At 61.0% G+C, this 23,803-nt stretch carries 17 protein-coding genes; 3 read left to right on the forward strand and 14 right to left on the reverse strand.

The window, feature by feature from the left end; translation table 11 throughout:
- Positions 1 to 82 precede the first annotated feature (82 nt).
- From J2Y39_RS09225 to J2Y39_RS09250, 6 genes are read right to left on the reverse strand one after another with little or no spacing between them, the layout of a single operon-like run.
- The gene (locus J2Y39_RS09225; RefSeq protein ID WP_016775286.1) at positions 83 to 1,825 is read right to left on the reverse strand and encodes an ABC transporter substrate-binding protein; all 1,743 of its coding nucleotides are present in this window, start codon (positions 1,823 to 1,825) and stop codon (positions 83 to 85) included.
- 47 nt (positions 1,826 to 1,872) lie between these two features.
- Positions 1,873 to 2,145, reverse strand: a complete 273-nt coding sequence (locus J2Y39_RS09230; RefSeq protein WP_038861868.1) for a DUF2160 domain-containing protein — start codon at positions 2,143 to 2,145, stop codon at positions 1,873 to 1,875.
- Positions 2,146 to 2,155: 10 nt separating this feature from the next.
- Positions 2,156 to 2,956 carry a carbohydrate ABC transporter permease gene (locus tag J2Y39_RS09235; RefSeq protein WP_041477086.1) on the reverse strand — a complete coding sequence of 267 codons (801 nt, stop codon included), beginning with the start codon at positions 2,954 to 2,956 and terminating at the stop codon, positions 2,156 to 2,158.
- 9 nt (positions 2,957 to 2,965) lie between these two features.
- Positions 2,966 to 3,832 (reverse strand): carbohydrate ABC transporter permease, encoded by an 867-nt coding sequence (locus J2Y39_RS09240; RefSeq protein ID WP_007912484.1) that lies wholly within the window; start codon positions 3,830 to 3,832, stop codon positions 2,966 to 2,968.
- Complete coding sequence (locus tag J2Y39_RS09245) at positions 3,829 to 4,941, reverse strand: ABC transporter ATP-binding protein (RefSeq protein WP_310216917.1); 1,113 nt, start codon at positions 4,939 to 4,941, stop codon at positions 3,829 to 3,831. The genes J2Y39_RS09240 and J2Y39_RS09245 overlap by 4 nt, the downstream gene beginning before the upstream one ends.
- A complete protein-coding gene (locus tag J2Y39_RS09250; protein ID WP_016775291.1) occupies positions 4,941 to 6,035 on the reverse strand; it encodes an ABC transporter ATP-binding protein in 1,095 nt (364 codons plus the stop codon). The genes J2Y39_RS09245 and J2Y39_RS09250 overlap by 1 nt, the downstream gene beginning before the upstream one ends.
- A gap of 383 nt (positions 6,036 to 6,418) precedes the next feature.
- Here J2Y39_RS09250 and J2Y39_RS09255 point away from each other — a divergent pair, with 383 nt between their 5' ends.
- On the forward strand, positions 6,419 to 8,254 hold the full coding sequence (locus tag J2Y39_RS09255) for a sigma-54-dependent Fis family transcriptional regulator (RefSeq protein ID WP_252876569.1): 1,836 nt from the start codon (positions 6,419 to 6,421) through the stop codon (positions 8,252 to 8,254).
- A gap of 181 nt (positions 8,255 to 8,435) precedes the next feature.
- Here the strand turns inward: J2Y39_RS09255 and cysS are convergent, their stop codons facing one another.
- Entirely contained in the window at positions 8,436 to 9,818 is a 1,383-nt protein-coding gene (gene cysS / locus J2Y39_RS09260) for a cysteine--tRNA ligase (protein ID WP_310216923.1), read from the reverse strand.
- Positions 9,819 to 9,836: 18 nt separating this feature from the next.
- On the reverse strand, positions 9,837 to 11,534 hold the full coding sequence (locus J2Y39_RS09265) for a glutamine--tRNA ligase/YqeY domain fusion protein (RefSeq protein WP_310216926.1): 1,698 nt from the start codon (positions 11,532 to 11,534) through the stop codon (positions 9,837 to 9,839).
- Positions 11,535 to 11,784: 250 nt separating this feature from the next.
- Between J2Y39_RS09265 and J2Y39_RS09270 the strand changes: the two genes are divergently transcribed.
- Together J2Y39_RS09270 and lpxH are read left to right on the forward strand one after the other, a co-directional pair.
- Positions 11,785 to 12,291, forward strand: coding sequence for a peptidylprolyl isomerase (locus J2Y39_RS09270; protein WP_150634928.1), 507 nt, complete (start codon positions 11,785 to 11,787; stop codon positions 12,289 to 12,291).
- The gene (gene lpxH, locus J2Y39_RS09275; RefSeq protein WP_310216931.1) at positions 12,288 to 13,034 is read left to right on the forward strand and encodes a UDP-2,3-diacylglucosamine diphosphatase; all 747 of its coding nucleotides are present in this window, start codon (positions 12,288 to 12,290) and stop codon (positions 13,032 to 13,034) included. Before J2Y39_RS09270 ends, lpxH begins: the two co-directional genes overlap by 4 nt.
- A 179-nt stretch (positions 13,035 to 13,213) precedes the next feature.
- On the opposite strand, the gene J2Y39_RS09280 is transcribed toward lpxH, so the two are convergent.
- From J2Y39_RS09280 to J2Y39_RS09305, 6 genes are all read right to left on the reverse strand, one after another.
- A complete protein-coding gene (locus J2Y39_RS09280) occupies positions 13,214 to 14,743 on the reverse strand; it encodes a DHA2 family efflux MFS transporter permease subunit (RefSeq protein ID WP_310216934.1) in 1,530 nt (509 codons plus the stop codon).
- 237 nt (positions 14,744 to 14,980) lie between these two features.
- On the reverse strand, positions 14,981 to 16,183 hold the full coding sequence (locus tag J2Y39_RS09285; RefSeq protein ID WP_310216936.1) for an efflux RND transporter periplasmic adaptor subunit: 1,203 nt from the start codon (positions 16,181 to 16,183) through the stop codon (positions 14,981 to 14,983).
- Between the two features lie 15 nt (positions 16,184 to 16,198).
- Positions 16,199 to 17,668, reverse strand: coding sequence for an efflux transporter outer membrane subunit (locus J2Y39_RS09290; RefSeq protein ID WP_310216940.1), 1,470 nt, complete (start codon positions 17,666 to 17,668; stop codon positions 16,199 to 16,201).
- Entirely contained in the window at positions 17,658 to 18,140 is a 483-nt protein-coding gene (locus J2Y39_RS09295) for a MarR family winged helix-turn-helix transcriptional regulator (RefSeq protein ID WP_056788847.1), read from the reverse strand. The genes J2Y39_RS09290 and J2Y39_RS09295 overlap by 11 nt, the downstream gene beginning before the upstream one ends.
- Positions 18,141 to 18,391: 251 nt before the next feature.
- The gene (locus tag J2Y39_RS09300) at positions 18,392 to 22,066 is read right to left on the reverse strand and encodes a translocation/assembly module TamB domain-containing protein (protein WP_310216943.1); all 3,675 of its coding nucleotides are present in this window, start codon (positions 22,064 to 22,066) and stop codon (positions 18,392 to 18,394) included.
- A complete protein-coding gene (locus tag J2Y39_RS09305; RefSeq protein ID WP_056788842.1) occupies positions 22,063 to 23,790 on the reverse strand; it encodes an autotransporter assembly complex family protein in 1,728 nt (575 codons plus the stop codon). The genes J2Y39_RS09300 and J2Y39_RS09305 overlap by 4 nt, the downstream gene beginning before the upstream one ends.
- Positions 23,791 to 23,803: the final 13 nt, after the last annotated feature.

Here is a 23,803-nt window from a genome sequence, read left to right on the forward strand (position 1 = left end):
CCAGGCCGCTGTCGATTCAAGTAAAGGGGGGAGAAAAGCAAACGGCACCTTCCGGTGCCGTTCGCTTCTTACACTTCCAACATCATTTACGCGCATCCGCCCAGGATTTCAGCAGTTCGCTATAGCTCACCGTTTCACCCTTCGGCTTCTCGTTAGCCAGTTTCGGCTTCGGTGCGCCCGGTTGATCGAACCAGTATTGCGCATCGCGTTCCGGGTTCATCTTCGGCGCGCAAGTGGCCTGGGCCTTGGAGCGTTCGAGGCGTTCCATGATGCGGTCCTGATCCTTGGCCAGGCCATCAAGCGCCTGTTGTGGGGTCTTCTCGCCGCTGGCGGCTTCGGCGATATGGCTCCACCACAGTTGCGCCAGACGCGGGTAGTCGGGCACGTTGGTACCGGTCGGCGACCATTGCACGCGGGCCGGGCTGCGATAGAACTCGACCAGACCACCGAGTTTCGGCGCCAGATCGGTCATCGCCTGCGAGTTGATGTCCGACTCGCGAATAGGTGTCAGACCGACAATGGTTTTCTTCAGCGAAACAGTTTTCGAGGTCACGAACTGCGCGTACAGCCACGCCGCGAGTTTCTGTTTCTCAGGCGTGGATTTCATGAACGTCCACGACCCCACATCCTGGTAGCCGAGCTTCATACCCTCTTCCCAATACGGGCCTTTAGGCGACGGCGCCATGCGCCATTTCGGCGTGCCGTCGGCGTTGACCACCGGCAGGCCGGGTTTGGTCATGTCGGCGGTGAACGCGGTGTACCAGAAAATCTGCTGGGCGATGTTGCCCTGCGAGGGCACCGGGCCGGACTCGGAGAAAGTCATGCCGGCCGCTTCCGGTGGCGCATATTTCTTCAGCCAGTCGACGTATTTGGTGGTGGCAAACACGGCCGCCGGGCCGTTGGTGTCGCCGCCACGGGTCACGCTTGAACCGACGGGATGACAGTCCTCGACGCGGATCCCCCACTCGTCCACCGGCAAGCCGTTGGGCAGTCCCTTGTCGCCGCCACCGGCCATGGAGAACCAGGCATCGGTGAAGCGCCAGCCCAGCGACGGGTCTTTCTTGCCGTAATCCATGTGGCCGTAGACGCGTTTGCCGTCGATTTCCTTGACGTCTTCGCTGAAGAATTTGGCGATGTCTTCATAGGCCGACCAGTTCACCGGCACGCCCAGCTCGTAACCGTACTTCTCCTTGAACTTGGCTTTCAGATCGGCGCGCTCGAACCAGTCGGCGCGGAACCAGTACAGGTTGGCGAATTGCTGGTCGGGCAGTTGATAGATCTTGCCGTCCGGTGCGGTGGTGAAGGAGATGCCGATGAAGTCCTTGATGTCGAGGGTCGGCGAAGTGAAGTTCTTGCCTTCGTTGGCCATCAGGTCGGTGATCGATTCGGTCTTGCCGTAGCGAAAGTGCGTGCCGATCAGGTCGGAGTCGTTGACCCAGCCGTCGTAGATGTTCTTGTCCGACTGCATCACCGTCTGCATTTTCTCGACCACGTCGCCTTCCTGCAGCAGGTCGTGGGTGAGTTTGATCCCGGTGATTTCGCTGAAGGCCTTGGCCAGCACCTTGGACTCGTATTCGTGGGTGGTCAGGGTTTCGGAAACGACCTTGATGTCCATGCCGCGAAACGGCTCGGCGGCCTTGATGAACCACTTCAGTTCTTCAAGCTGCTGTTCGGCCGTCAGGGTCGAGGGCTTGAACTCGCTGCCGATCCATTTTTTCGCAGCATCTTCGTAGGCGTCGGCCCAGGCAGATGCGCTCAGACCGCTGAGTGCCAGCATGGCTGCCAATGAAATGCTATGTCGCAGCTTATTGTTTTTATCGAACATAGAGACCTCCTGTTTAAGTTGTGGAGCCGCGTTGCCGAACGATTCGACTAGCCCCAACGCATCACAGCCAACAGCCACACCAGGGACAACGCGGACGCCACCCAGATGCTCCAGTCGGTGACGCCGATTACCAGCAAATGCAGGTAGGCGCTGCCGAGAAGACCGATAAACAAGCGATCGCCACGGGTGGTGGCAATCGGCAGAAACCCGCGCCGCAGAATGCTCGGCGAGCGCAATTCCCAGGTGGTCATGCCCACCAGAATCAGACCGATGCCGATGAAGAACGCGGCGGTCGGTGTCGTCCAGCTCATCCATTCCATCATCAGCTCCTCAGACTCGACCGAGGGCAAAGCCCTTGGCCACGTGGTTGCGCACAAACCAGATCACCAGCATGCCCGGCAGGATGGTCAATACCCCCGCCGCTGCCAGCACGCCCCAATCGATCCCCGATGCCGACACCGTGCGCGTCATCACTGCCGCAATCGGCTTGGCGTTAACCGAGGTCAGCGTGCGCGCCAGCAACAGTTCGACCCAGGAAAACATGAAGCAGAAAAACGCCGTGACGCCGATACCGGAGCCGATTAACGGGATGAAAATCTTCACGAAGAACTTAGGGAAACTGTAGCCGTCGATGTAGGCCGTTTCGTCGATCTCCTTGGGCACGCCAGACATGAAACCTTCCAGAATCCACACCGCCAGGGGCACGTTGAACAAGCAGTGCGCCAAGGCTACGGCGATGTGCGTGTCGAACAGGCCGATCGACGAATACAACTGAAAGAACGGCAGCAAAAACACCGCCGGCGGCGCCATGCGATTGGTCAGCAGCCAGAAGAACAGGTGTTTGTCGCCGAGGAAACGATAGCGTGAAAACGCATAGGCCGCCGGTAACGCGACGCTCAGGGAAATCACCGTGTTGAGGCTGACGTAATACAGCGAGTTCAGATAGCCGGTGTACCAGCTCGGATCGGTGAAGATCACCTTGTAGTTCGCCAGCGTGAATTCCTGTGGGAAAAGCGTCAGGCCGCCGAGGATTTCGGTGTTGCTCTTGAACGACATGTTCAGCAGCCAGTAGATCGGCACCAGCAGGAACAGGATGTAGACCAGCAATGGAATAAGCTTTCTCTTGCTCATGGCCGGGCCTCAGCGGTTGGCGTCGGAGTGCGTCATGGCGGTATAGAACAGCCAGGACACCAACAGGATGATCAGGAAGTACACCAGCGAAAACGCCGCTGCCGGACCGAGGTCGAATTGCCCTACAGCCATCTGCGTCAACGTTTGACTGAGGAAGGTCGTGGCATTGCCCGGCCCGCCGCCGGTGAGCACGAACGGCTCGGTGTAGATCATGAAACTGTCCATGAAGCGCAGCATCACCGCGATCAGCAGCACGCTCTTCAGCTTGGGCAACTGAATGTGGCGGAACACCGCCCAGGCCGAGGCGCGGTCGATCCGCGCCGCCTGGTAATAGACGTCGGGAATCGCCCGCAAACCGGAGAAACATAGCAGCGCGACCAGCGAAGTCCAATGCCAGACGTCCATCACCAGCACCGTCACCCAGGCGTCCATGGTGTTGGCCGCGTAGTTGTAGCTGATGCCCATCGCGTTGAGGCTGGAACCGAGCAGGCCGATGTCGGCGCGGCCGAAGATCTGCCAGATGGTGCCGACCACGTTCCACGGAATCAGCAGCGGTATCGCCAGAATGATCAGCACCACCGAGGACCAGCGGCCCTTGGTCGGCATGGTCAGCGCGACGGCGATGCCCAGCGGGATTTCGATCAGCAGCACGCAGGCTGAATAGATGAACTGACGCAGCAGCGAGTCATGCAGGCGCGGATCAAGCAACACTTGCTTGTACCAGTCAGCGCCAACGAAGTAGCGGCTGGACTGGTCGAAGATGTCCTGCACCGAATAGTTGACCACGGTCATCATCGGGATCACCGCACTGAATGCCACCAGCAGGAACACCGGCAACACCAGCCACCAGGCCTTGTTGTTCTGCACTTTGTTCATGGCTGCGCCTCCTCGTCGCTGACTTCCAGGAGAAATTCATCGGCATAGACCATCAGCCATTGCGCCGGGAAACTGATGTAAGCCGTGCCCTGCGGCACCGGTTTGTCTTCGGCCAGACGCACCTTCAACGGCGCGCCGTCGAGGTTGAGAGTCATGATCTTGTAGGTGCCGAGGTCTTCGACGTGTACGACTTTGGCCTGCATCGCGTCGTCAAACGGCTCGTGCCACACGTGAATGAACTCGGGGCGGATGCCGACCTTGAGATTTTTCCACTGGCCGTGCTCGATATGGCGCTGCAAGGCGTCGGACAACGGCAGGTGCGTCGAGGCGAAACCGACGCCCCCGGGCTGCGGCTGCACCTCGATCAGATTCATCCCCGGGCTGCCGATGAAATAGCCGACAAAAGTGTGGCTCGGCCGCTCGAACAATTCCCGTGGCGTACCGAACTGGACGATCTGGCCGCCGTACATCACTGCGATCTTGTCGGCGAACGTCGAGGCTTCAAGTTGGTCGTGGGTGACGTAGACCATGGTGATGTTGAACTGCTCGTGGATCTGCTTGAGCTTGCGCCGCAGCTTCCACTTCAGGTGCGGGTCGATCACCGTCAGCGGCTCATCGAAGAGGATTGCCGAGACGTCATCGCGCACCAGTCCACGACCCATGGAGACTTTCTGCTTTTCGTCGGCGGTGAGATTGCGCGCCTTCTTGCTCAGCAGATTCTGCAGGTCGAGCACTTCGGCAATTTCCTGCACCTTGCTGTGCACTTTCGCCTCGGCCATGCCCTGATTGCGCAGCGGGAAAGCGAGGTTGTCGAACACGGTCATGGTGTCGTAGACCACCGGAAACTGGAAAACCTGGGCGATGTTGCGCTTCTCCGGCGTGAGGTCGTTGACCGCTTTGCCGTCAAACAACACGTGGCCCTGGGACGGGCTGAGCAGGCCGGAAATGATGTTGAGCAAGGTCGACTTGCCGCAACCGGACGGGCCGAGCAAAGCATAGGCGCCGCCCTGCTCCCAGACGTGATCCATCTCGCGGATCGCATAATCCTCCGCGCCGCTCGGGGTTTTGCTGTAGCTGTGGGCGAGGTGCTGCAAACGGATTTCGGCCATCAGGCAACCCTCGCGACACGCCGGCCCGGTGCTTGCACCAGACGGCCCTGCGCATCGAAAACGAACAGTTTGTGGGTCGGGATATAGATGCGGATCGGCGCATCGACGTCGTATTCATGAACACCCGGCAAGTGCAGCACCAGCAGGAAATGCTCGTTGCGCACATGCAGGAAGGTTTCCGAGCCGCTGATTTCGGCGACCTCGACGGTCACGGCCAATTCGAGATCGTCATCGTTGCTCGGCACCAGCGAGATATGACTCGGGCGTACGCCGAAGCGGAACTCACCCTCGCCCACCGGGCGCAGATCGACGTTCAACGGAAAGTGGACGAAGTTGGCGAAGCTGACTTCGTTGCCGGCAATGCGTCCCGGCATCAGGTTGATCGGCGGTTCGGAGAACAATTCAGCGGCGAGCACCGACTGCGGCTGGTGATAGACCTCGGTCGACGGCCCGCTCTGGATCACCCGGCCTTCGTGCAGGATGGTCGTGGTGCCGCCGAGGGCCAGCGCTTCGTTGGGTTCGGTGGTGGCGTAAATGGCGATGGTGTGACGGGCCTTGAACAGCTCGCGCATTTCCTGACGCAGCTCTTCGCGCAGCTTGTAGTCGAGGTTGACCAACGGCTCGTCGAAGAGGATCAGTTCAGCATCCTTGACCAGGGCGCGGGCCATGGCCGTGCGCTGTTGCTGCCCACCGGAGAGCTCCAGCGGATAGCGCTGCAAGAACTTCTCGATGCGCAGCATGCGTGCGGTTTCCTGCACCTTGCTGTGGATGATCTCTTTCGAGATGCCGGCCTGACGCAGTGGCGAGGCGATGTTCTCGAACACCGTCATGGTCGGGTAATTGATGAACTGCTGATAGACCATCGACACGTTGCGCAGCCGCACCGGGCGCTGGGTGACGTCGACACCGTTCATCAGCACGCGGCCGCTGTCGGGCTTGTCGAGGCCGGCCATCAGGCGCATGAGGCTGGTCTTGCCGGACAGGGTGCGCCCGAGCAGTACGTTGAAGGATCCGGGTTCGAATTTCAGGCACGCATCGTCGATCCAGATCTGGCCCTCGACGGTACGGCTGACGTGCTCCAGGGTGAGTGACATGGCTCGGCCTTTTTTATTTTTGGAGTCAAGCGACCGGAGCAACAGAGCGACATTCGTGCCAGAAATGGCAAGTGGTTGATTTGTCTTGAGAAGCAGTGTTTACGGGGGCAAGCGGCGTTCACAGCTGAACACTTTTGAACAGTCGGGGTGATTGACAATGAACAATAGTGAACAACACTCTATGCACGCTTTTGCCCAATCCTGAATGCAAAATGGATCCCCTGTGGGAGCGAGCCTGCTCGCGAAAGCGGTGTGTCATTCAATGAATCCATTGACTGAACCGACGCTTTCGCGAGCAGGCTCGCTCCCACATGGGGATTTGTGTAGTTTTGAAGATCGGGCTCATAACAATAATAAAATCGCTGCACTCAGAGGCTCGCCCCATGGCCGCACCTGCTTCGCCGCTGTCCCACGACGCGATCGTCCAGACCTCCTGGCAACGTTGCCGCGCGTTCGGCCTCGACCACCAGAGCGCGCCGGCCTTCGATCAATTACCCGCCGCCGGCATTGCACGATTGCTCGACAGCCATCATTCGCTGGTGCAGACCACGCATCAGGAAGTCCTGCCCTACTACGAAAACATCCTCAGCAATTCCAACTGCCTGATCATGCTCGCCGACAATCAGGGCCAAGTGCTGACCTCGTGGGGCACGCAGCGCTTTATCGAACCGAATCTGGCCCGGGGCTTTCAGGCCGGGGCGAGCTGGATGGAGCGCAGCAGCGGCACCAATGCAATCGGCACCGCACTGGCCTGTGAGCAGGCTGTGCACATCGAACACGATGAACACTTCCTCAAGGCCAACCGCTTCATGACCGGCTCCGCCGCGCCGATTTTCGACGCCGAGCGCAAGGTCATCGCCGTGCTCGATGTCTCCAGCGACAGCTATCTGCCACCCTCGCACACCCTCGGCATGGTCAAGATGATGAGCCAGACCGTGGAAAACCGGCTGATCCTCAACCTGTTCCATGGCCAGCACTTTCAACTGACATTCAACACCGGGTTGAACAACCTCGACAGCCAGTGGGCCGGGTTGCTGATCTTCGATGAAAGCGGTCAAGTGCTGTCGGCCAATCGCCGCGCCGACAATTTGCTCGGTGTGCGTTTGTCGCGCGTCAGCGTTGAAAGCCTGTTCAAGGTGTCGCTGCTGGAGTTGATCAATCAGCCCGAGGGTCTGCCGTTTGCCCTGCAGACCTCTGGACGCAACCGTTTCCAGTGTTTGCTGAAACGGCCGAAACAGGCACCGGTGCAGGCGCGGGTGTTTGTCGCCGAGGACAAGCCTGCGCCAGCCAGCGTGATCAGCCTCAACACGCTGCATTTCGGCGACAGCCGTGTGGAAAAAGCCGTGCGCCAGGCCGAGCGTTTGCTGGAGAAAGACATTCCGCTACTGATTCACGGTGAAACCGGCGTCGGCAAGGAAGTGTTCGTCAAAGCCTTGCACCAAGCCAGCTCCCGGCAAAAACAGGCATTCATCGCGGTGAACTGTGCAGCGATCCCCGCTGAACTGGTCGAGTCCGAGTTGTTCGGTTACGAGAAAGGCGCGTTCACCGGGGCCAACCAGAAAGGCAGCATCGGCCTGATCCGCAAGGCCGACAAAGGCACGCTGTTTCTCGATGAGATCGGTGACATGCCGCTGCCGACCCAGGCGCGTTTGTTGCGTGTGTTGCAAGAGCGCTGCGTGCAGCCGGTGGGCAGCAGCGAGTTGTTCCCGGTTGATTTGCGGATCATTTCCGCGACCAACCGTTCGTTGCGCGAGCAGGTGCAACTGGGCCGTTTCCGCGAAGATTTGTATTACCGCATTGGTGGGCTGACGCTGGAGCTGCCGCCGTTACGCGAGCGCAGTGACAAGCAGGCGCTGTTCAAACGGCTGTGGGAGCAGCATCGCGAGCCGACGCAATGGGCGGGGCTGAGCCCTGAAGTTCTGGAGTTGTTTGAAAAGCATCCGTGGCCGGGGAATTTGCGTCAGGTCAGCAGCGTGATGCAGGTGGCGCTGGCCATGGCCGAGGAACAACCAGTGCGACCGGAGCATTTGCCGGATGATTTTTTTGTCGATCTGGAGATGGAGCCGGTGGAAACAGCGGCGCCGCTGGGGCTGGATTTGAATGATGTTGAGGCGTTGAATCGCGAGTTGAAGGCGGCCGGGGGAAATATTTCGCATCTGGCGCGGCGGCTGGGGGTTAGCCGCAATACGCTTTACAAGCGGTTGCGGCAGGCTGAATGACAAGTTGTCTGGACGGGCCTCTTCGCGAGCAGGCTCGCTCCCACAGGGGATCGATCGTTCCCACGCTCCGCGTGGGAGTGCAGCCCGGGAAGCTCCGCGTCCCTACAGAGCCGAACGCGGAGCGTCCGTTGAGGCATTCCCACGCAGAGCGTGGGAACGATCATGGTAGGGGCTTTGGGCCTCAGTCAGCCAGACGCCAGGTAGTCCCACCCTTGCCGTCTTCCAGCACGACACCCATCGCCGTAAGCTGATCACGGATACGATCGGACTCAGCCCAATCCTTACTCGCCCGAGCCGCCAGACGCGCCGCAATCAGCGCATCAACCTCAGCCGCATCGACACGCCCTTCAGCGCCCGCCTGCAGGAAGTCATCGGCCTCAAGTTGCAACACACCCAGCACACTCGCCAGTTCTTTCAGACGTGCCGCCAGCCCCGCCGCTGCATCAAGATCGCTCTCGCGCAGACGGTTGATCTCGCGCACCATCTCGAACAGCACAGCGCACGCTTCAGGGGTGCCGAAGTCGTCGTTCATCACCGTGGTGAAACGCTCGACGAACGCCTCGCCACCGGCCGGCGCCACGCTCGGCAGGCCTTTCAGCGCATGGTAGAAACGCTCCAGTGCGCCCTTGGCGTCCTTGAGGTTGTCTTCCGAATAGTTGATCGCGCTGCGGTAGTGGCTCGAGACCAACAGGTAACGCACCACTTCCGGGTGGTACTTGTCGAGCACGTCGCGGATGGTGAAGAAGTTGTTCAAGGACTTGGACATCTTCTCGCCATTGATGCGAATCATGCCGCAATGCATCCACGCGTTGGCGTAGGTCTTGCCGGTGGCCGCTTCGCTCTGGGCGATTTCGTTTTCGTGGTGCGGGAACTCCAGGTCGCTGCCGCCGCCATGAATATCGAAAGTCTCACCGAGGCAGCAGGTCGACATCACCGAGCACTCGATGTGCCAGCCCGGACGCCCGGCGCCCCATGGCGATTCCCAGCTCGGCTCGCCCGGCTTGGCGGCTTTCCACAGGACGAAGTCGAGCGGGTCTTCTTTCGACTCATCGACTTCGATGCGCGCGCCAATGCGCAAATCTTCGATCTTCTTGCGCGACAGCTTGCCGTAGCCCATGAACTTGGCGACGCGGTAGTACACGTCGCCATTGCCCGGTGCGTAGGCGTAGCCCTTGTCGATCAGGGTCTGGATCATCGCGTGCATGCCAGCGATGTGATCGGTGGCGCGCGGTTCCATGTCCGGCTTCTGGATGTTCAGGCGCGCTTCGTCTTCGTGCATCGCGGCGATCATGCGCTCGGTCAGCGCTTCGAACGATTCACCGTTCTCGCGCGCACGATTGATGATCTTGTCGTCGATGTCGGTGATGTTGCGCACGTAGGTCAGGTCATAACCGCTGAAGCGCAACCAGCGCGTCACCAGGTCGAACGCGACCATGCTGCGGCCGTGGCCGAGGTGGCAGTAGTCGTACACGGTCATCCCGCAGACGTACATGCGCACCTTGTTGCCATCAAGCGGCTTGAAGACTTCTTTGCTCTTGGTGAGCGTGTTGTAGATCGTTAGCACGTTAGTTCCTTGACTCACTCACTGGCCCCACGAATCACGCAGGGTCACGGTACGGTTGAATACCGGCTGACCGGGTTTCGAGTCCTTCAGATCCGCGACGAAGTAGCCTTCGCGCTCGAACTGGAAACGGTCTTCCGGCTGTGCGTTGCCGAGCGATGGCTCAGCGCGACAACCGGTCAGCACTTGCAGCGAGTCAGGGTTGATGTTGTCGAGGAAGCTGGCGCTGTCTTCGGCCTTCTCCGGGTTCGGCGAACGGAACAAGCGATCGTACAGACGTACTTCGCACTCGACGCTGGCGGCGGCCGGCACCCAGTGGATCACGCCTTTGACCTTGCGCCCTTCCGGGTTCTTGCCCAGGGTTTCCGGGTCGTACGAGCAACGCAGTTCGACGATGTTGCCGTCGGCGTCCTTGATCGCTTCGTCGGCACGGATCACGTAGCTGCCGCGCAGACGCACTTCACCGGCCGGTTCCAGGCGCTTGTAGCCCTTCGGCGGCTCTTCCATGAAGTCTTCACGGTCGATGTAGATTTCCCGAGCGAATGGCAACGCGCGCACGCCCATGTCTTCTTTCGGGTGACGTGGCAGTTCGAGGTTTTCGACCTGGCCTTCCGGGTAGTTGGTGATGACCACTTTCAGCGGACGCAGCACGCACATGGCGCGCGGTGCGCTGTGGTCGAGGTCGTCGCGGATGCTGAATTCAAGCATGCCGAAATCGACCACGCCGTCGGAACGGTTGGTGCCGATCATTTCGCAGAAGTTGCGGATCGATTTCGGCGTGTAGCCACGGCGGCGGAAGCCCGACAGCGTGGACATGCGCGGATCGTCCCAGCCGTTGACGTGCTTCTCGTCAACCAGTTGCTTGAGCTTGCGCTTGCTGGTGATCGTGTAGTTCAGGTTCAGGCGGCTGAACTCGTACTGGCGCGGGTTCGCCGGCACCGGCAGGTTCTCCAGGAACCATTCGTACAGCGGGCGATGGCTTTCGAACTCGAGGGTGCAGATCGAATGCGTGATGCCTTCGATGGCGTCCGACTGACCGTGGGTGAAGTCGTAGTTCGGGTAGATGCACCACTTGTCACCGGTCTGGTGGTGATGCGCGTGGCGGATGCGATACATGATCGGGTCGCGCAAGTTCATGTTCGGCGAGGCCATGTCGATCTTCGCCCGCAGCACGCGCGCGCCGTCAGGGAAGTCACCGGCCTTCATGCGCGCGAACAGGTCGAGGTTTTCCTCAACCGAACGGTCACGGAACGGGCTGTTCTTGCCCGGCTCGGTCAGGCTGCCACGGTATTCCTTGGCCTGTTCCGGGGTCAGGTCGTCGACGTAGGCCTTGCCGGCCTTGATCAGCTCGACGGCCCAGTCGTGCAACTGGTCGAAATACTGCGAGGCGTAGCGCACTTCACCGGACCATTCGAAGCCCAGCCATTTGACGTCGCTTTCGATGGCGTCGATGTATTCCTGATCTTCCTTGGCCGGGTTGGTGTCGTCGAAACGCAGGTGCGTGACGCCACCGAACTCCTGGGCCAGGCCGAAGTTGACGCAGATCGACTTGGCGTGGCCGATGTGCAGATAGCCGTTAGGCTCCGGCGGGAAGCGAGTCACGATCTGGGTGTGCTTGCCCGAGTCCAGGTCTGCCTGGATGATCGGCCGCAGGAAGTTGACCGGCACGGCAGGGCCGGACTTGGCATTCGAGGTAGGGTCGACAGTGGGCTTGCTCATAGGATCCTTGACGTACAGGTGCGCGGCCGCAAAGAGGGGCCAGACAAAACAAAGCCGCTATCATAGCCGATGCTGTCAAGGGCCTGACAGAGCAGCCCCGATAAAGGCATGCATTTAATCGCCGGGAAATGAAAAACCGCCTCGAAATTCGCGCCTGTCACGCTAAACTGCGCACCTTGGCCGAAGCAGGCTGAACCGGTTGTGGGGCTCAATGTCCCAGAACCACGAATTCCTCAGAAGAGTAGCGATCATGACTCAAGTCAAACTGACCACCAACCATGGCGACATCGTCATCGAACTGAACGCTGAAAAGGCGCCGATCACCGTTGCCAACTTCATCGAGTACGTCAACGCCGGTCACTACACCAACACCGTATTCCACCGCGTCATCGGTAACTTCATGATCCAGGGCGGCGGTTTCGAGCCTGGCATGAAAGAAAAGAAAGACAAGCGCCCAAGCATCCAGAACGAAGCGGACAACGGTCTCTCCAACGACAAATACACCGTCGCCATGGCCCGCACCATGGAGCCGCATTCGGCTTCGGCGCAGTTCTTCATCAACGTCGCCGACAACACCTTTCTCAACCACAGCGGCAAGACCACTCAGGGCTGGGGCTACGCGGTATTCGGTAAAGTGACCGCCGGCACCGACGTTGTCGACAAGATCAAAGGCGTGTCGACCACCTCCAAGTCCGGCCACCAGGACGTACCCGCAGACGACGTGATCATCGAGAAAGCCGAGATCATCGCAGCGTGATATTGCTGATTTCAGACTTGCATCTGGAAGAGGAGCGCCCGGACATTACCCGGGCGTTTCTGGATTTGCTCGCCGGACGCGCCCGCTCGGCGAGTGCGTTGTACATCCTCGGCGACTTCTTCGAGGCGTGGATTGGCGACGACACCATGACGCCCTTTCAGCGTTCCATCTGCCAGGCCCTGCGCGATTTGAGCGACAGCGGCACGGCCATATTCCTGATGCACGGCAATCGCGACTTCATGCTCGGCAAGGCCTTCTGCAAACAGGCCGGCTGCACATTGCTGAAGGACCCGAGTGTCGTGCAGTTCTACGGCGAGCCGGTGCTGCTGATGCACGGCGACAGCCTGTGCACCCGCGACGTTGGCTATATGAAGCTGCGGCGTTATCTGCGTAACCCGATCACCCTGTTCATCCTCCGTCACCTGCCACTGCGCAGCCGCCACAAACTGGCGCGCAAGCTACGCAGCGAAAGCCGCGCACAGACGCGGATGAAGGCCAATGACATCGTTGATGTCACCCCGGAAGAGATTCCGCGAGTGATGCAGGAGTTCGGCGTGAAAACCCTGATCCACGGCCACACCCACCGCCCGGCAATTCACAAGTTGCAGCTGGGTGAACAAGCGGCTAAGCGGATTGTGCTGGGAGATTGGGATCGTCAGGGTTGGGCGTTGCAGGTGGATGAGAGCGGGTATGCCTTGGCGCCGTTCGATTTCGCCCCGCCGCTGGCATTGCCGCACGGCTGAAGAGCTTTACCCCCTCACCCCAGCCCTCTCCCCCAGGGGGGCGAGGGGGAAAGGGAGCTGATCGCATGCAGTTCAAAACCTGAGTTCGACTCGGTATCGCAAGTCGATGTACCTCGAACATGCACCGCGGTCAGTCCCCTCTCCCTCCGGGAGAGGGTTAGGGTGAGGGGCTCTTGATTCTAGTGCCCCGAAGCTGCCGGCCCGGCCTTGGCGGCAAACGGCGGTTTCGCCAGCCATACAATCAAAATCAGCCCCATGAATCCCCACCCTAGCAACGTGAAGTAATCCACGGTCGAAAGCATGTACGCCTGGCTGGTGAGGATCTGATCCATCTGCGCATACGCCGACTGGCTCGCTCCACCCAACTGATTCAAGGTCTCGCGGGTGGCAGGCTCAAACGTGCTGATGCTTTCGCTCATATACGCATGATGCTGATCGGCCCGGCGAATCCAGATCCAGGTGGTCAACGACGCCGCAAAGCTGCCGCCCAGTGTCCGCAGGAAAGTCGCCAGGCCTGCGCCATCAGCGATCTGGCTCGGCGGCAAGTCCGACATCAGAATACTCAGGGTCGGCATGAAGAACAGCGCCACACCGATACCCATGAATAACTGCACCAGAGCGATGTGCTGGAAGTCGACCTCGTTGGTGAACTCGGCACGCATGAAGCAGCTCAGGCCAATCGCCAGAAACGCAATGCCGGCGAGCAGTCGCAGGTCGAACTTGTGCGCGTATTTGCCGACAAATGGCGACAGCACCACCGGCAGAATCCCGATCGGCGCCACGGCAAGTCCCGCCCAGGTCGCGGTGTAGCCCATTTGCGTTTGCAGCCACTGCGGCAGGATCAGGTTGATGCCGAAGAACCCGGCGTAACCCAAGACCAGCACCAGCGTGCCGATGCGGAAGTTGCGATGGGCGAACAGGCGCAGGTTGACCACCGGATGGCGGTCGGTCATTTCCCAGATCACGAACACCGCCAGCGCGACCACGGAAATCGCCGCGCCGACGATGATGAAGTTCGATTCGAACCAGTCCAGGTCATTGCCCTTGTCGAGGATCACCTGCAACGCGCCAACGCCAATGATCAGGGTGATCAGACCGACGTAATCCATTGGCTGGCGACTGGTCACCACCGGCCGTTTCGCCAGTTGCGAACGCACCACCATCACCGCAAAGATGCCGATCGGCACGTTGATAAAGAAGATCCACGGCCAGCTGTAACTGTCGGTAATCCAGCCGCCGAGAATGGGCCCGGCAATCGGCGCGACCACCGTGACCATCGCCAGCAGCGCCAGGGCCATCCCGCGTTTCGCCGGCGGATACACCGCGATCAACAGCGTCTGCGTCATCGGATACAGCGGCCCGGCCACCAGGCCTTGCAGCACACGAAAGCCGATCAGCTCGGGCATTGAGGTCGAGATACCGCAGAGAAACGACGCCAGTACAAACAGCATCGTCGCCCACAGAAACAGCTTCACCTCGCCGAAGCGGCGGCTGAGCCAACCGGTCAGCGGCAGCGCAATCGCGTTGCTCACGGCGAACGAGGTGATCACCCAGGTGCCCTGCTCCGAACTCACCCCGAGGTTGCCGGAAATCGTCGGCAGCGCCACGTTGGCGATGGTCGTGTCGAGCACTTGCATGAACGTCGCCAGCGACAGGCCGATGGTGCTGAGCAACAGGCTGGGCGGCGTGAAAGAAGCGTTATTGCTCATTGTGAATCCTATGAAACCTGATGGTCGCTGCGGTCTGATGAACACAGCAGGCCCTGTGGTAACAGGCCCTTGTGGCGAGGGGATTTATCCCCGCTGGGTCGCGAAGCGGCCCCTCTTTTGGCTCAGGAAAAACGGGCCTGCTGCGCAGTCCGGCGGGGATAAATCCCCTCGCCATAGATAAATCCCCTCGCCACAGATAACCGCTCACCACAGAGCCCCTTCTGATCCGGTGTGCTCTCAGCGCTGTGCGGTCTTGCCTGCTGCTGCGCTGTTGTCGTGAATCAACTGGGCAATCATCGCGTCCGCCTCAGCCAGTTGGCGCTCGTAGACATTGGTGCTGAACGAGGCCTTTTGCGGCGGTTGCTGGGCCAGCACCGGGCCGCTCTGGTCGTGCAGATTGACCTCGACATTGGTCGACAGACCGACACGCAGCGGGTGCTTGGCCAGCTCTTCGGCGTTGATGTGGATACGCACCGGCACACGCTGAACAATCTTGATCCAGTTACCGGTGGCGTTCTGTGCCGGCAGCAGAGCAAACGCGCTACCCGTACCGGCACCGAGGCTGTCGACGGTGCCGCTGTATTTCACGTCGCTGCCATAAATATCGGCCTCGATATCGACAGGCTGACCGATGCGCATGTCACGCAGTTGGGTTTCCTTGAAGTTGGCATCGATCCACAGCTGATCCAGCGGAATCACCGCCATCAACGCGGTGCCCGGCTGTACGCGCTGACCCAGTTGCACGGTGCGCTTGGCGACGTAACCGGTGACCGGCGCAATCAAGGTGCTGCGCGCATTGGTCAGGTAGGCCTGACGCAGATCGGCGGCCGCCGACATCACGTCTGGATGCGACGAGACCACGGTGTCGTCGACCAGTGCGCTAGTGGTTTTCAGTTGCTGTTTGGCGTTGGCCAGTGCGTTCTGCGCCGAGGTCAGGTCGTCGCGGGCGTGGGACAGTTCTTCCTGGGAAATCGCCCCGCCTTGGGCGAGATTTTTCCGTCGGTTGTAGTTGTCCTGGGCTTTCTGCACTTCGGCCTGCTGCGCGTTGACCTGCGCTTTCATGCCGTCGACGTTGCTGTACAACCCGCGCACCTGACGCACGGTGCGCGCCAGTTTGGCCTTGGCACTTTGCAGGCCGACTTCGGCATCGTTGGGGTCGAAGTTGACCAGCACCTGGCCTTCATGGACCAGATCACCGTCGTCGGCGCCGATGCTGACCACGGTGCCGGTGACCAGCGGCGTGATCTCCACGACGTTGCCGTTGACGTAGGCATCGTCGGTGCTTTCGTTAAAGCGCCCGATGAATTCGTGATAGGCCCAGACGCCGGCAATGGCGAGCAGGACGACCACGGCGAGGGCCAGCAGCATCACCTTGCGTTTGCGCGGGTTGCCGGTGTCCGGGGTGTTGTCTTGAGCTTGGGTGTTTTCGGCAGTGGCCATGACAAATACCTTGAATTAATGGTGCGACGAGGCGGGGCTGGCGTTGGCTGCGTTCAGGTTTTCACCCTGAAAGCCGCCGCCCAGCGCTTGCATCAGTTGAATCGACAGGTCGATCTGCTCGGCATTGAGGGTCGCCAGCTGACGCTGGGCCTGGAGCAATTGCTGCTCGATGCTGAGCACGTCCAGGTAGTTGCCGATACCGGAACCGTAACGCTGGACGACGGTGTTGTAAGAGTCTTGAGCAATGTCGGTGGCGTGTTGCTGCGCGCCGATCTGCCGGCCGATATCGCGCAGCTGATTGATCGTATCGCCGACATCGCCGAGGGCTTTCACCAGACTTTTGTTGTACTGCGCCACCGCCAGATCGTAATCGGCGTCGCGCGCATCGAGGTTGGCGCGCAGGCGTCCGCCATCGAAGATCGGCAGCGATACGGTCGGAGCGATGTTGAAGAAGCGGCTGGCCGAACCGAACATCGCATCACCCAGCAACGACTCGGCGCCGGCCGAGGCCGACAGGTTGAGGTTGGGATAGAAGCGGGTTTTCGCCGCATCGATGTCTTTGCTCGCCGCCTCGACACGCCAGCGCGCCGCGACCAGATCCGGGCGGCGGCCGAGCAGTTCCGCCGGCAACACCGACGGCACCGCCACGGCGCTGGCTTGCAGAACTTTCGGTCGAGCGATTTCGTTGCCACGATCCGGGCCTTTGCCGAGCAATACCGCCAAGGCGATTTTCGCGCTGTTCAGGCGTTTTTCCGCGTCGATCAGGCTCGCTTGAGAACTGGTTTCCAGACTCTGGGTTTGCTGGAACTGGTACTGGCTATCGATCCCCGAACTCAAGCGGCGCTGACTGAGGTCGAGCATTTGCCGGGTGCGCTTGAGGTCTTCGCTGGCAAGGTCGTGAACGATGTGCGCCTGACCGAGATCGCTGTAAGCACGAGCGACGTCAGCGGCGAGGGTCAGCTGCGCGGCCTGACGGTCGACTTCAGCAGCGCGCGCCTCGCCGAGTGCGGCTTCCCAGGCATCGCGCTGGCCGCCCCACAAATCGAAGTTGTAATTGAAACCGGCGCTGACATTGCGCACCGTCGCATAGGCACCGCCCTGCCCCAGCGGATCCTGATCACGAGCCAGCCGCGAACGGCTGATGCCGGCGCTGGCGTCGAGGGTCGGATAACGCTCGGCATCGGCGGCATAGGCGGCGGCACTGGCCTGATGGGCGCGGGCTGCGGCGATCTGCATGTCCGGGCTGTCGTGCAGGGCTTCGCGGATCAGGCCGTCGAGCTGCGGATCGCCGAGGCTGCTCCACCAATCGCTTTTCGGCCACGCCGCCGGCGACAGGCTGACGCCTTCCAGAGACTGCGCTGTCTTCAGGCTCTTCGCGTCGAGGCGCTGGCCTTCGGTGTCGAGGCCGCTGTAATTGGCGCAACCGGCGAGGATCATCGCCGACAGCAACAGCGTCAGGCTGCTGCGCATGACTTTAGCGTTCATTGTGTTCACCCAAACGCTGGACGGTGATCGGGTCACCGGCGGCCAGGAGGATTTTCTTCAGGATGTATTCCAGGGTTTTCAACTCTTCGCGGGAGATCGCGCCGGCCAGCTCATTCATCGCATCGGCACCGATGTGCGGCAGACGATCAGCCAGTTGCTGGCCCTGCTCGGTCAGCTTCAACTGCACCTGACGCCGGTCGCCTTCGCTGCGCTGACGAAGCAGAAAAGCCTTCTGCTCGAGGCGATCGAGCATGCGCGTCATCGACCCGCTGTCCAGCGACAGATGGCGGCACAGCTCGGCCGGGGTGTCGACGCCGAACTGGGCCATGATGATCAACACCTTGAACTGCGCGGCGGTGATGCCGTGGGGTTCCATGTGGGTATCGATGATCCGGTCCTTGAGCAACGCGGCACGACCGAGCAACAGGCCGAGGTGGCAATGTTTGAATTCTTCCGGGGTGAAATGCTTCATGGGTCGACCTGATAACTGCCTAGGCAGTGAATGTATGTCGGGATGTTACTGCTTAGGCAGCGAATGTCAACGCAATAGTTAGGGGGCTTTGTAATTAATCACTGACCGGCCACGCGGGATCGTTCCCACGCTCCGCGTGGGAATGCAGCCGGGGACGCTCTGCGTCCGTTTTTTTTGAGAGCCGGGACGCAGAGCGTCCCTTGAGGCATTCCCACGCAGAGCGTGGGAACGATCATTGGAGAGAACGCGCTCTAGAAATCCCGCTTGTAGAAAATATCCAGCGAACTCGCCACGCCGCTCGCCGCTTCGACGTAGACCTTCTTGCTCAGCTTGTAGCGCAAGGCGATGGTGCTGGCCGGTTCGAAGACGCCGACGCCGTAGCGCAGGCTGAGTTTCTCGGAGATGTTGCCGCTGGCGACGACGCTGGTGTCGTTGCCGCTGCCTTGGGTGTCGAGCTGGAAATCCTCGATGCCCAGATCCTTGGCCAGACCACTGGTGACCCCGGCGCTGCCCATCAGGCCCAGGCCCAGCGCGGCTTGCGCGAGCATGTTGTTATCTTCGCCGCTGGTGCTCAGCGGACGGCCCAGCACCAGGTACGACAGCGCCTGTTCCTGACTCATCGCCGGTTCGGAGAAGATCTGCGTGGTCGGTTGTTCGGCGCTGCCGCTCAGGCGAATGCCGGCGATGACGTCGTCGGTCTGGCGGATCGCTTCGATGTCCAGATACGGCTGGTCGATGGGGCCGGCGAACAACAGGCGCGCACGCCGCACCGTCAGGCGCTGGCCATAGGCGCGATAGCGGCCGTCGTTGAGCCAGAGTTCGCCACGGGTGTCCATGTTGTCGCCGATGTGCACCTGACCTTGCAGATTGGCGGTCAGGCCGAAACCGGCAAAGCTCAGCTTGTCCTGGCCGACGATCACGTCGATGTCCATTTTCATCGCGATCGGTGGTTTGCCCTCTTCGGTCTGTGCGCCGACGATGATCGTGTCGTCGGAGACTTTTACCGTCGATGGCGGCAGCTCGCGCACGGTGATTTCGCCTTTCGGCACCAGCACCTTGCCAGCAACTTTCAGCTCATCGCCGGCCATGGAAATCTTCAGATCCGGGGCCATTTCCAGTTTGGCGTAGGGCTCGACGCTGACCGGCAATTGCGTGCCCTTGAGCGCCAGATCGACCACCAGCGCCTGCCCCCAGGCGACGTTGCCGTTGAGGCTGCCCTTGCCAGTCTTGCCGCTGTTCCAGCCTCCGTCCAGGCGTACCGATTCACCGGCAATCGCCGCAGTCAGTTGCAGGTTCTGCAGCTCCATCGGCAGTTCGGCGCCGGACACTTCGCCATCGCTGAGCTGCACAGTGCCGTTGACAAGCGGCGCGAGCAAACCACCGGAGATCGTGCCACTGCCGTTGAGGCGGCCGGTGAGTTTCTCGACCATCGGTACAAACGGCCGCGCCACCGACAGGTCGAGGCCAGAGAGGCGGAACGAGCCGCTCAGCGGTTTGTTCTTCGGCAGCGGATTGAGCTGCGCCTGGACCATCAATTCGCCGAGCTTGCCGCCGACAAAATTGAGCTCGGTGTCGACGCGCTTGGGCGTGAGCTTGCTGCTGAGTTTGAGGGTCTGGTAGGGGAAATCCAGCCAGCGATCCTTGTCGCGCACGCGCAGGGTGCCGCCGCTGGCATCGACATTGACCACGCCGTTCGGGCCGCTGGCCGGCAAGTCCAGTTGCAGATCGGCGTTGAGCCGGCCCTGCCAGGCGAAGTCCTTGGGCAACCATTGCGCAAGGCTTTCGATCGGGAATTGCTTGAGGTGATAACGCAGCTTCGGCTCGGGCATCAGGCGCTGGTCTTCGCCACACAGGCTGGCGTTGCCGGACAGCCAGCAATGCGCGCCGAAATTGATCTGGCCGTCCGCCAGGCGCTCCAGTCTGGCCGGGCTTTGCAGCTTCCAGTCCTGGCCACCGGCCTGAATGTCACCACTGGCCAAGCGTCCGCGCCAGTTGCCCTTGTCCAGATTGCCGTCCAGCCCCAGCGCCAATTTCAGCTTCGGTCCGATCAGGTCGAGATTGAGTTTCTGGCTTTTGATATCGCCCTGAGCACTGGCGGTCAGCGTGCCGAGCGAGGTATCGCCGGTCTGAATGCCGCTGCCTTTGAGATTGATCTTCGCCCGCTGCGCACTGTCGAGCGTGGCGTCGAGGTTGAGGCTTTGCAGGCGACTGTCCTGGAAGGCCAGTTGCGAACCTTGCAGATCGAGCTTGCCCTGCGGGGCCTTCAGCGTGCCGGCGACGTTGATCTGACCGTTGACCTGACCGCGCAATTGCGGCCACAACTGCGCGAGACGCGGCAGCTTGATGTCGATCTGTCCGCCGAGTTTGTCCTGCAGGCTGCCCTTGCCGTTGATGCTGTTGTCGCCGAGGCGGATCTGCAGAGCGTTGAGGTTCCAGCGCTCGCCCGCGCCGTCAGCCTTGGCCTGCAGGACCGCCGGCTGACCGCGCAATTTGCCTTTGAGATCGAGGTTGGCGCTGAGGCTGAGCTGATCATTCTTCATCTCGCCTTTGCTCTGCAAAGGCCCGGCCAGGGTGCCCGGCAGTTCGGCGACCCAGTACGCCGGGTTGAGCGCCGACAGGTCCAGCGCGGTATCCCAGGCGATGCCGTCGGCGAAGCGCACATTCACGTGCCCTTCGGCCTTGCCCTGCCCGGCCTGCATGACCAGTTGCGGCAAAGCGATCTGTTCCAGACTGCCGCTGAACGGACTGCTCAAGGTGAACGCGCCGGCCGGGCCATCCAGCGCGGCGTCGAAATTACCGAGGTACTGACCGTCGGTGTAGGACACTTCGCCGGTAAAGGTGCGCAACGTCACTTGCGGCTCGTCGATTTCCGGATAGAGCCAGTGCCACGGGAAGTCTTGCCAGTTGATATTGGCCTGGGCGCTGAGACCCTTGCTCCAGTCGACATTGCCGCTGAGCTTGAGGCTTTGCGTGTCGTTGGCATTAAGGTCGAGCCCGGCGATCTGCGCGCCGTTGGCGTCAACCTTGCCCTTGAGCAGCAGCGCCACCGGTGATTTCTCGGCGGGCAACGATGCGTTGCCGAGCAGTTGGTAACCGTTTTTCAGGTCGCCTTCGCCCGTGAGCACAAGCTGATTGAATTGCAGGGTGTCCGGCAGATCGGCGCTCGGCTTGAACGCATCGCTGGTGATGCGCACCCTGGCCGGCAGGTTTTCCGCCAGCGCTTGCAGCTCGCCGTTCAACTGGCCGTCGAGGTAGCCGCGGCTGTCGGCGTGCAGGTTGAGGGTTTTCAGCAGATCACCTTCAACTTTCAGCGCCAGCGTCCACGGCTCGCTGCCGGGAGACGGCAAAGTCAAATCGCCCTGAATCGTCAGCGGCCAGTTGCCGCTCGGTTGCAGCAGGCCGGACAGGTTCAGGCTGAGCTCGTCGCGCTGCAATCTCACGCTGTCGATCTGCAGGCCTTGTGCGGTCCAGTGCGCCGCCAGTTGCAAACCCTTGAGCTGTTCGCTGCCGTTGAACAACAAGCTGCCCACCTCGACGTCGCCCAATTCGATGGCCAACGGCAATTGCAGGTCCGGCAGTTTGATCGGGCCGCTCTCGGTGGTTTTTTCGCTCGGCGGGAATTGCAGGATCACCTGAGCGGCCTTGAGCTGATCGATGCACAAGGTCATGCGCGTCAGGCACAGCGGCGACCAGGCGAAGATTGCCTTGTTCAGCTCGACGCGGCTGGTGTCCTGCTGCCACACCAGGTGATCGGCACTCCACTGCCCAGCGAGGCGACCGTGGAAATTCTCCACGCTCAAGCCGGGTACAAGGCCCAGCGCCCAACGGCTGCCGGCCTGCGTGCCAAGCAGTGCAGCCAGGCTCAGGACGACCAACATGACCAGCGCCAACAGCGTCAGCGCCGTTATTTTCACACCACGCTTCACAGCTCAGGCCCCATGGAAAAGTGCAGCCGGATGCCGCCGTCGTCGTCCAGCGCATGGGCCAGGTCAAGGCGGATCGGCCCGACTGGAGAGACCCAGCGCACACCTACACCGACCCCGGTCTTGAGGTCGGGCAGTTCGAGTTTGTTGAAAGAGTTGCCTTGGTCGACGAAGGTCGCGACCCGCCATTTCTCGGCGATCGAATACTGATACTCGACGCTGCCGGCAATCATGTAGCGGCCACCGATGCGGTCGCCGTCAGAGTTTTTCGGCGACAGGCTCTGATAGTCGTAACCGCGCACGCTCTGATCGCCACCGGCAAAGAAGCGCAGCGACGGCGGAATCGAGTTGTAGCCGTTGGTGGCGCTGCCGCCGACCTGCACGCGACCGAGCAAGCGGTGCTTGTCGAACACCGTAGTCAGGCCCTTGACCAGCGCGGTGCCATATAGAAGGTTGTTGTCCGAACCGAGGCCTTCCTTGGCCACTTTGCTTTCGAAGCTCAGGCGATAGCCGTTACGCGGATCGATGCGGTTGTCGCTTTTCAGATAGGAATAACTGATGCCGGGCATGAGCAACGTGCTCAGGCCGGAGTCGTCGCCGAGTTCGTATTCTTCACGTTGCCATTTCAGCGAGATCACCCGCTGCCAGCCGCTGGGCAACTTGCTGTGCCATTCCGGGCCGAAAGTCAGCAGCTTGCTGAGGGTGTCGGAGCCTTCGATGTCTTCGAACTGATAGCCGCCGGCCCAGCGCAGTTTGTCGGTCAATGGCGGGTCGAGCGGGATGTCGTAAAACAGCCCGACGTTCTGCCGGGGCGCCGAGAGCTCGGCCTCCCAGCCATAGCTGTCGCCCTGCGGGTTGACCCAGTGACGCGTCCAGTTGGCCTTGATCCGTGGCCCGACGTCGGTCGAATAACCGAGGCCCAGGCCCATGGTGCGCGGCTTGCGCGTGTCGAGTTTGACGGCGACCGGAATCACATCGTTCTGCGCTGCCGTCGGTGCCGCGTCGACGCGCACGCCTTCGAAATAGCCGCTCGATTGCAGATCGCGATTGAGTTCGGCGATCAGTTCCGAATCGTAAGGCTCGCCTGCCTTGAACGGCACCATGCGTTGCAGCAGGTCTTCGTCGAACGGCGTATCGCCCTCGAAACTGACTTTGCCCAGCGCATAACGCGGGCCGCTGTCGTAGATCAATTCGATGTCGGCCACGCCCGCGCGCGGATCGACCATGAGCTTCTGGCTGGTGAAATGACCGCTGAAGTAACCGAAGCGCGAGGCCTGATTTTGAATCACGCGCTTGGCGTCTTCGTAACGGCCATGGTTGAGCACGGCGCCGGACTTGAGCAGGTCGCTTTTCGGCACGCGAAAGGATTTCAGCGAGGCTGCCGGGCCGTCGACGCGCACGGTGACGTTGCGCAGGCGAATCGGCTCGCCGGGATCGATGTTCAACACCAGACGCGGTTTTTCTCCGCCCTTGACGTCACTGTCGATCTGCGGCTGGTAATAGCCCAACGCCTGCGCCGCTTTGCGCGCCTGCTCTTCGGCGCCGCGACTGAAACGCAGCAAGGCTTCTTCGTCGCGATCGCCGAGGCTGCCGATATAGCCTTCTATATTGGCCTTGAGTTCATCGTTGGACGGCTTGATCCGTACATCCAATTCACTTTGCGCCAGCGCCGCGCAGCTGGATAACAGCATCAGCACGCCGCTGGTAAATCTTCGTGGAAACTTCATAGGCGCGGATGCT

Origin of the sequence: Pseudomonas sp. 2957 (assembly GCF_031456345.1) — a bacterium.
Taxonomy (GTDB): domain Bacteria; phylum Pseudomonadota; class Gammaproteobacteria; order Pseudomonadales; family Pseudomonadaceae; genus Aquipseudomonas; species Aquipseudomonas siliginis.

Coding starts and splice junctions, on each gene's coding strand:
- J2Y39_RS09225 (WP_016775286.1), bottom strand. CDS start 1,825: ATGTTCGATAAAAACAATAAGCTGCGACATAGCATTTCATTGGCAGCC.
- J2Y39_RS09305 (WP_056788842.1), bottom strand. CDS start 23,790: ATGAAGTTTCCACGAAGATTTACCAGCGGCGTGCTGATGCTGTTATCC.
- J2Y39_RS09290 (WP_310216940.1), bottom strand. CDS start 17,668: ATGAACGCTAAAGTCATGCGCAGCAGCCTGACGCTGTTGCTGTCGGCG.
- J2Y39_RS09285 (WP_310216936.1), bottom strand. CDS start 16,183: ATGGCCACTGCCGAAAACACCCAAGCTCAAGACAACACCCCGGACACC.
- J2Y39_RS09250 (WP_016775291.1), bottom strand. CDS start 6,035: ATGTCACTCACCCTGGAGCACGTCAGCCGTACCGTCGAGGGCCAGATC.
- J2Y39_RS09245 (WP_310216917.1), bottom strand. CDS start 4,941: ATGGCCGAAATCCGTTTGCAGCACCTCGCCCACAGCTACAGCAAAACC.
- J2Y39_RS09270 (WP_150634928.1), top strand. CDS start 11,785: ATGACTCAAGTCAAACTGACCACCAACCATGGCGACATCGTCATCGAA.
- J2Y39_RS09240 (WP_007912484.1), bottom strand. CDS start 3,832: ATGAACAAAGTGCAGAACAACAAGGCCTGGTGGCTGGTGTTGCCGGTG.
- J2Y39_RS09255 (WP_252876569.1), top strand. CDS start 6,419: ATGGCCGCACCTGCTTCGCCGCTGTCCCACGACGCGATCGTCCAGACC.
- J2Y39_RS09230 (WP_038861868.1), bottom strand. CDS start 2,145: ATGGAATGGATGAGCTGGACGACACCGACCGCCGCGTTCTTCATCGGC.
- J2Y39_RS09295 (WP_056788847.1), bottom strand. CDS start 18,140: ATGAAGCATTTCACCCCGGAAGAATTCAAACATTGCCACCTCGGCCTG.
- J2Y39_RS09265 (WP_310216926.1), bottom strand. CDS start 11,534: ATGAGCAAGCCCACTGTCGACCCTACCTCGAATGCCAAGTCCGGCCCT.
- J2Y39_RS09235 (WP_041477086.1), bottom strand. CDS start 2,956: ATGAGCAAGAGAAAGCTTATTCCATTGCTGGTCTACATCCTGTTCCTG.
- J2Y39_RS09280 (WP_310216934.1), bottom strand. CDS start 14,743: ATGAGCAATAACGCTTCTTTCACGCCGCCCAGCCTGTTGCTCAGCACC.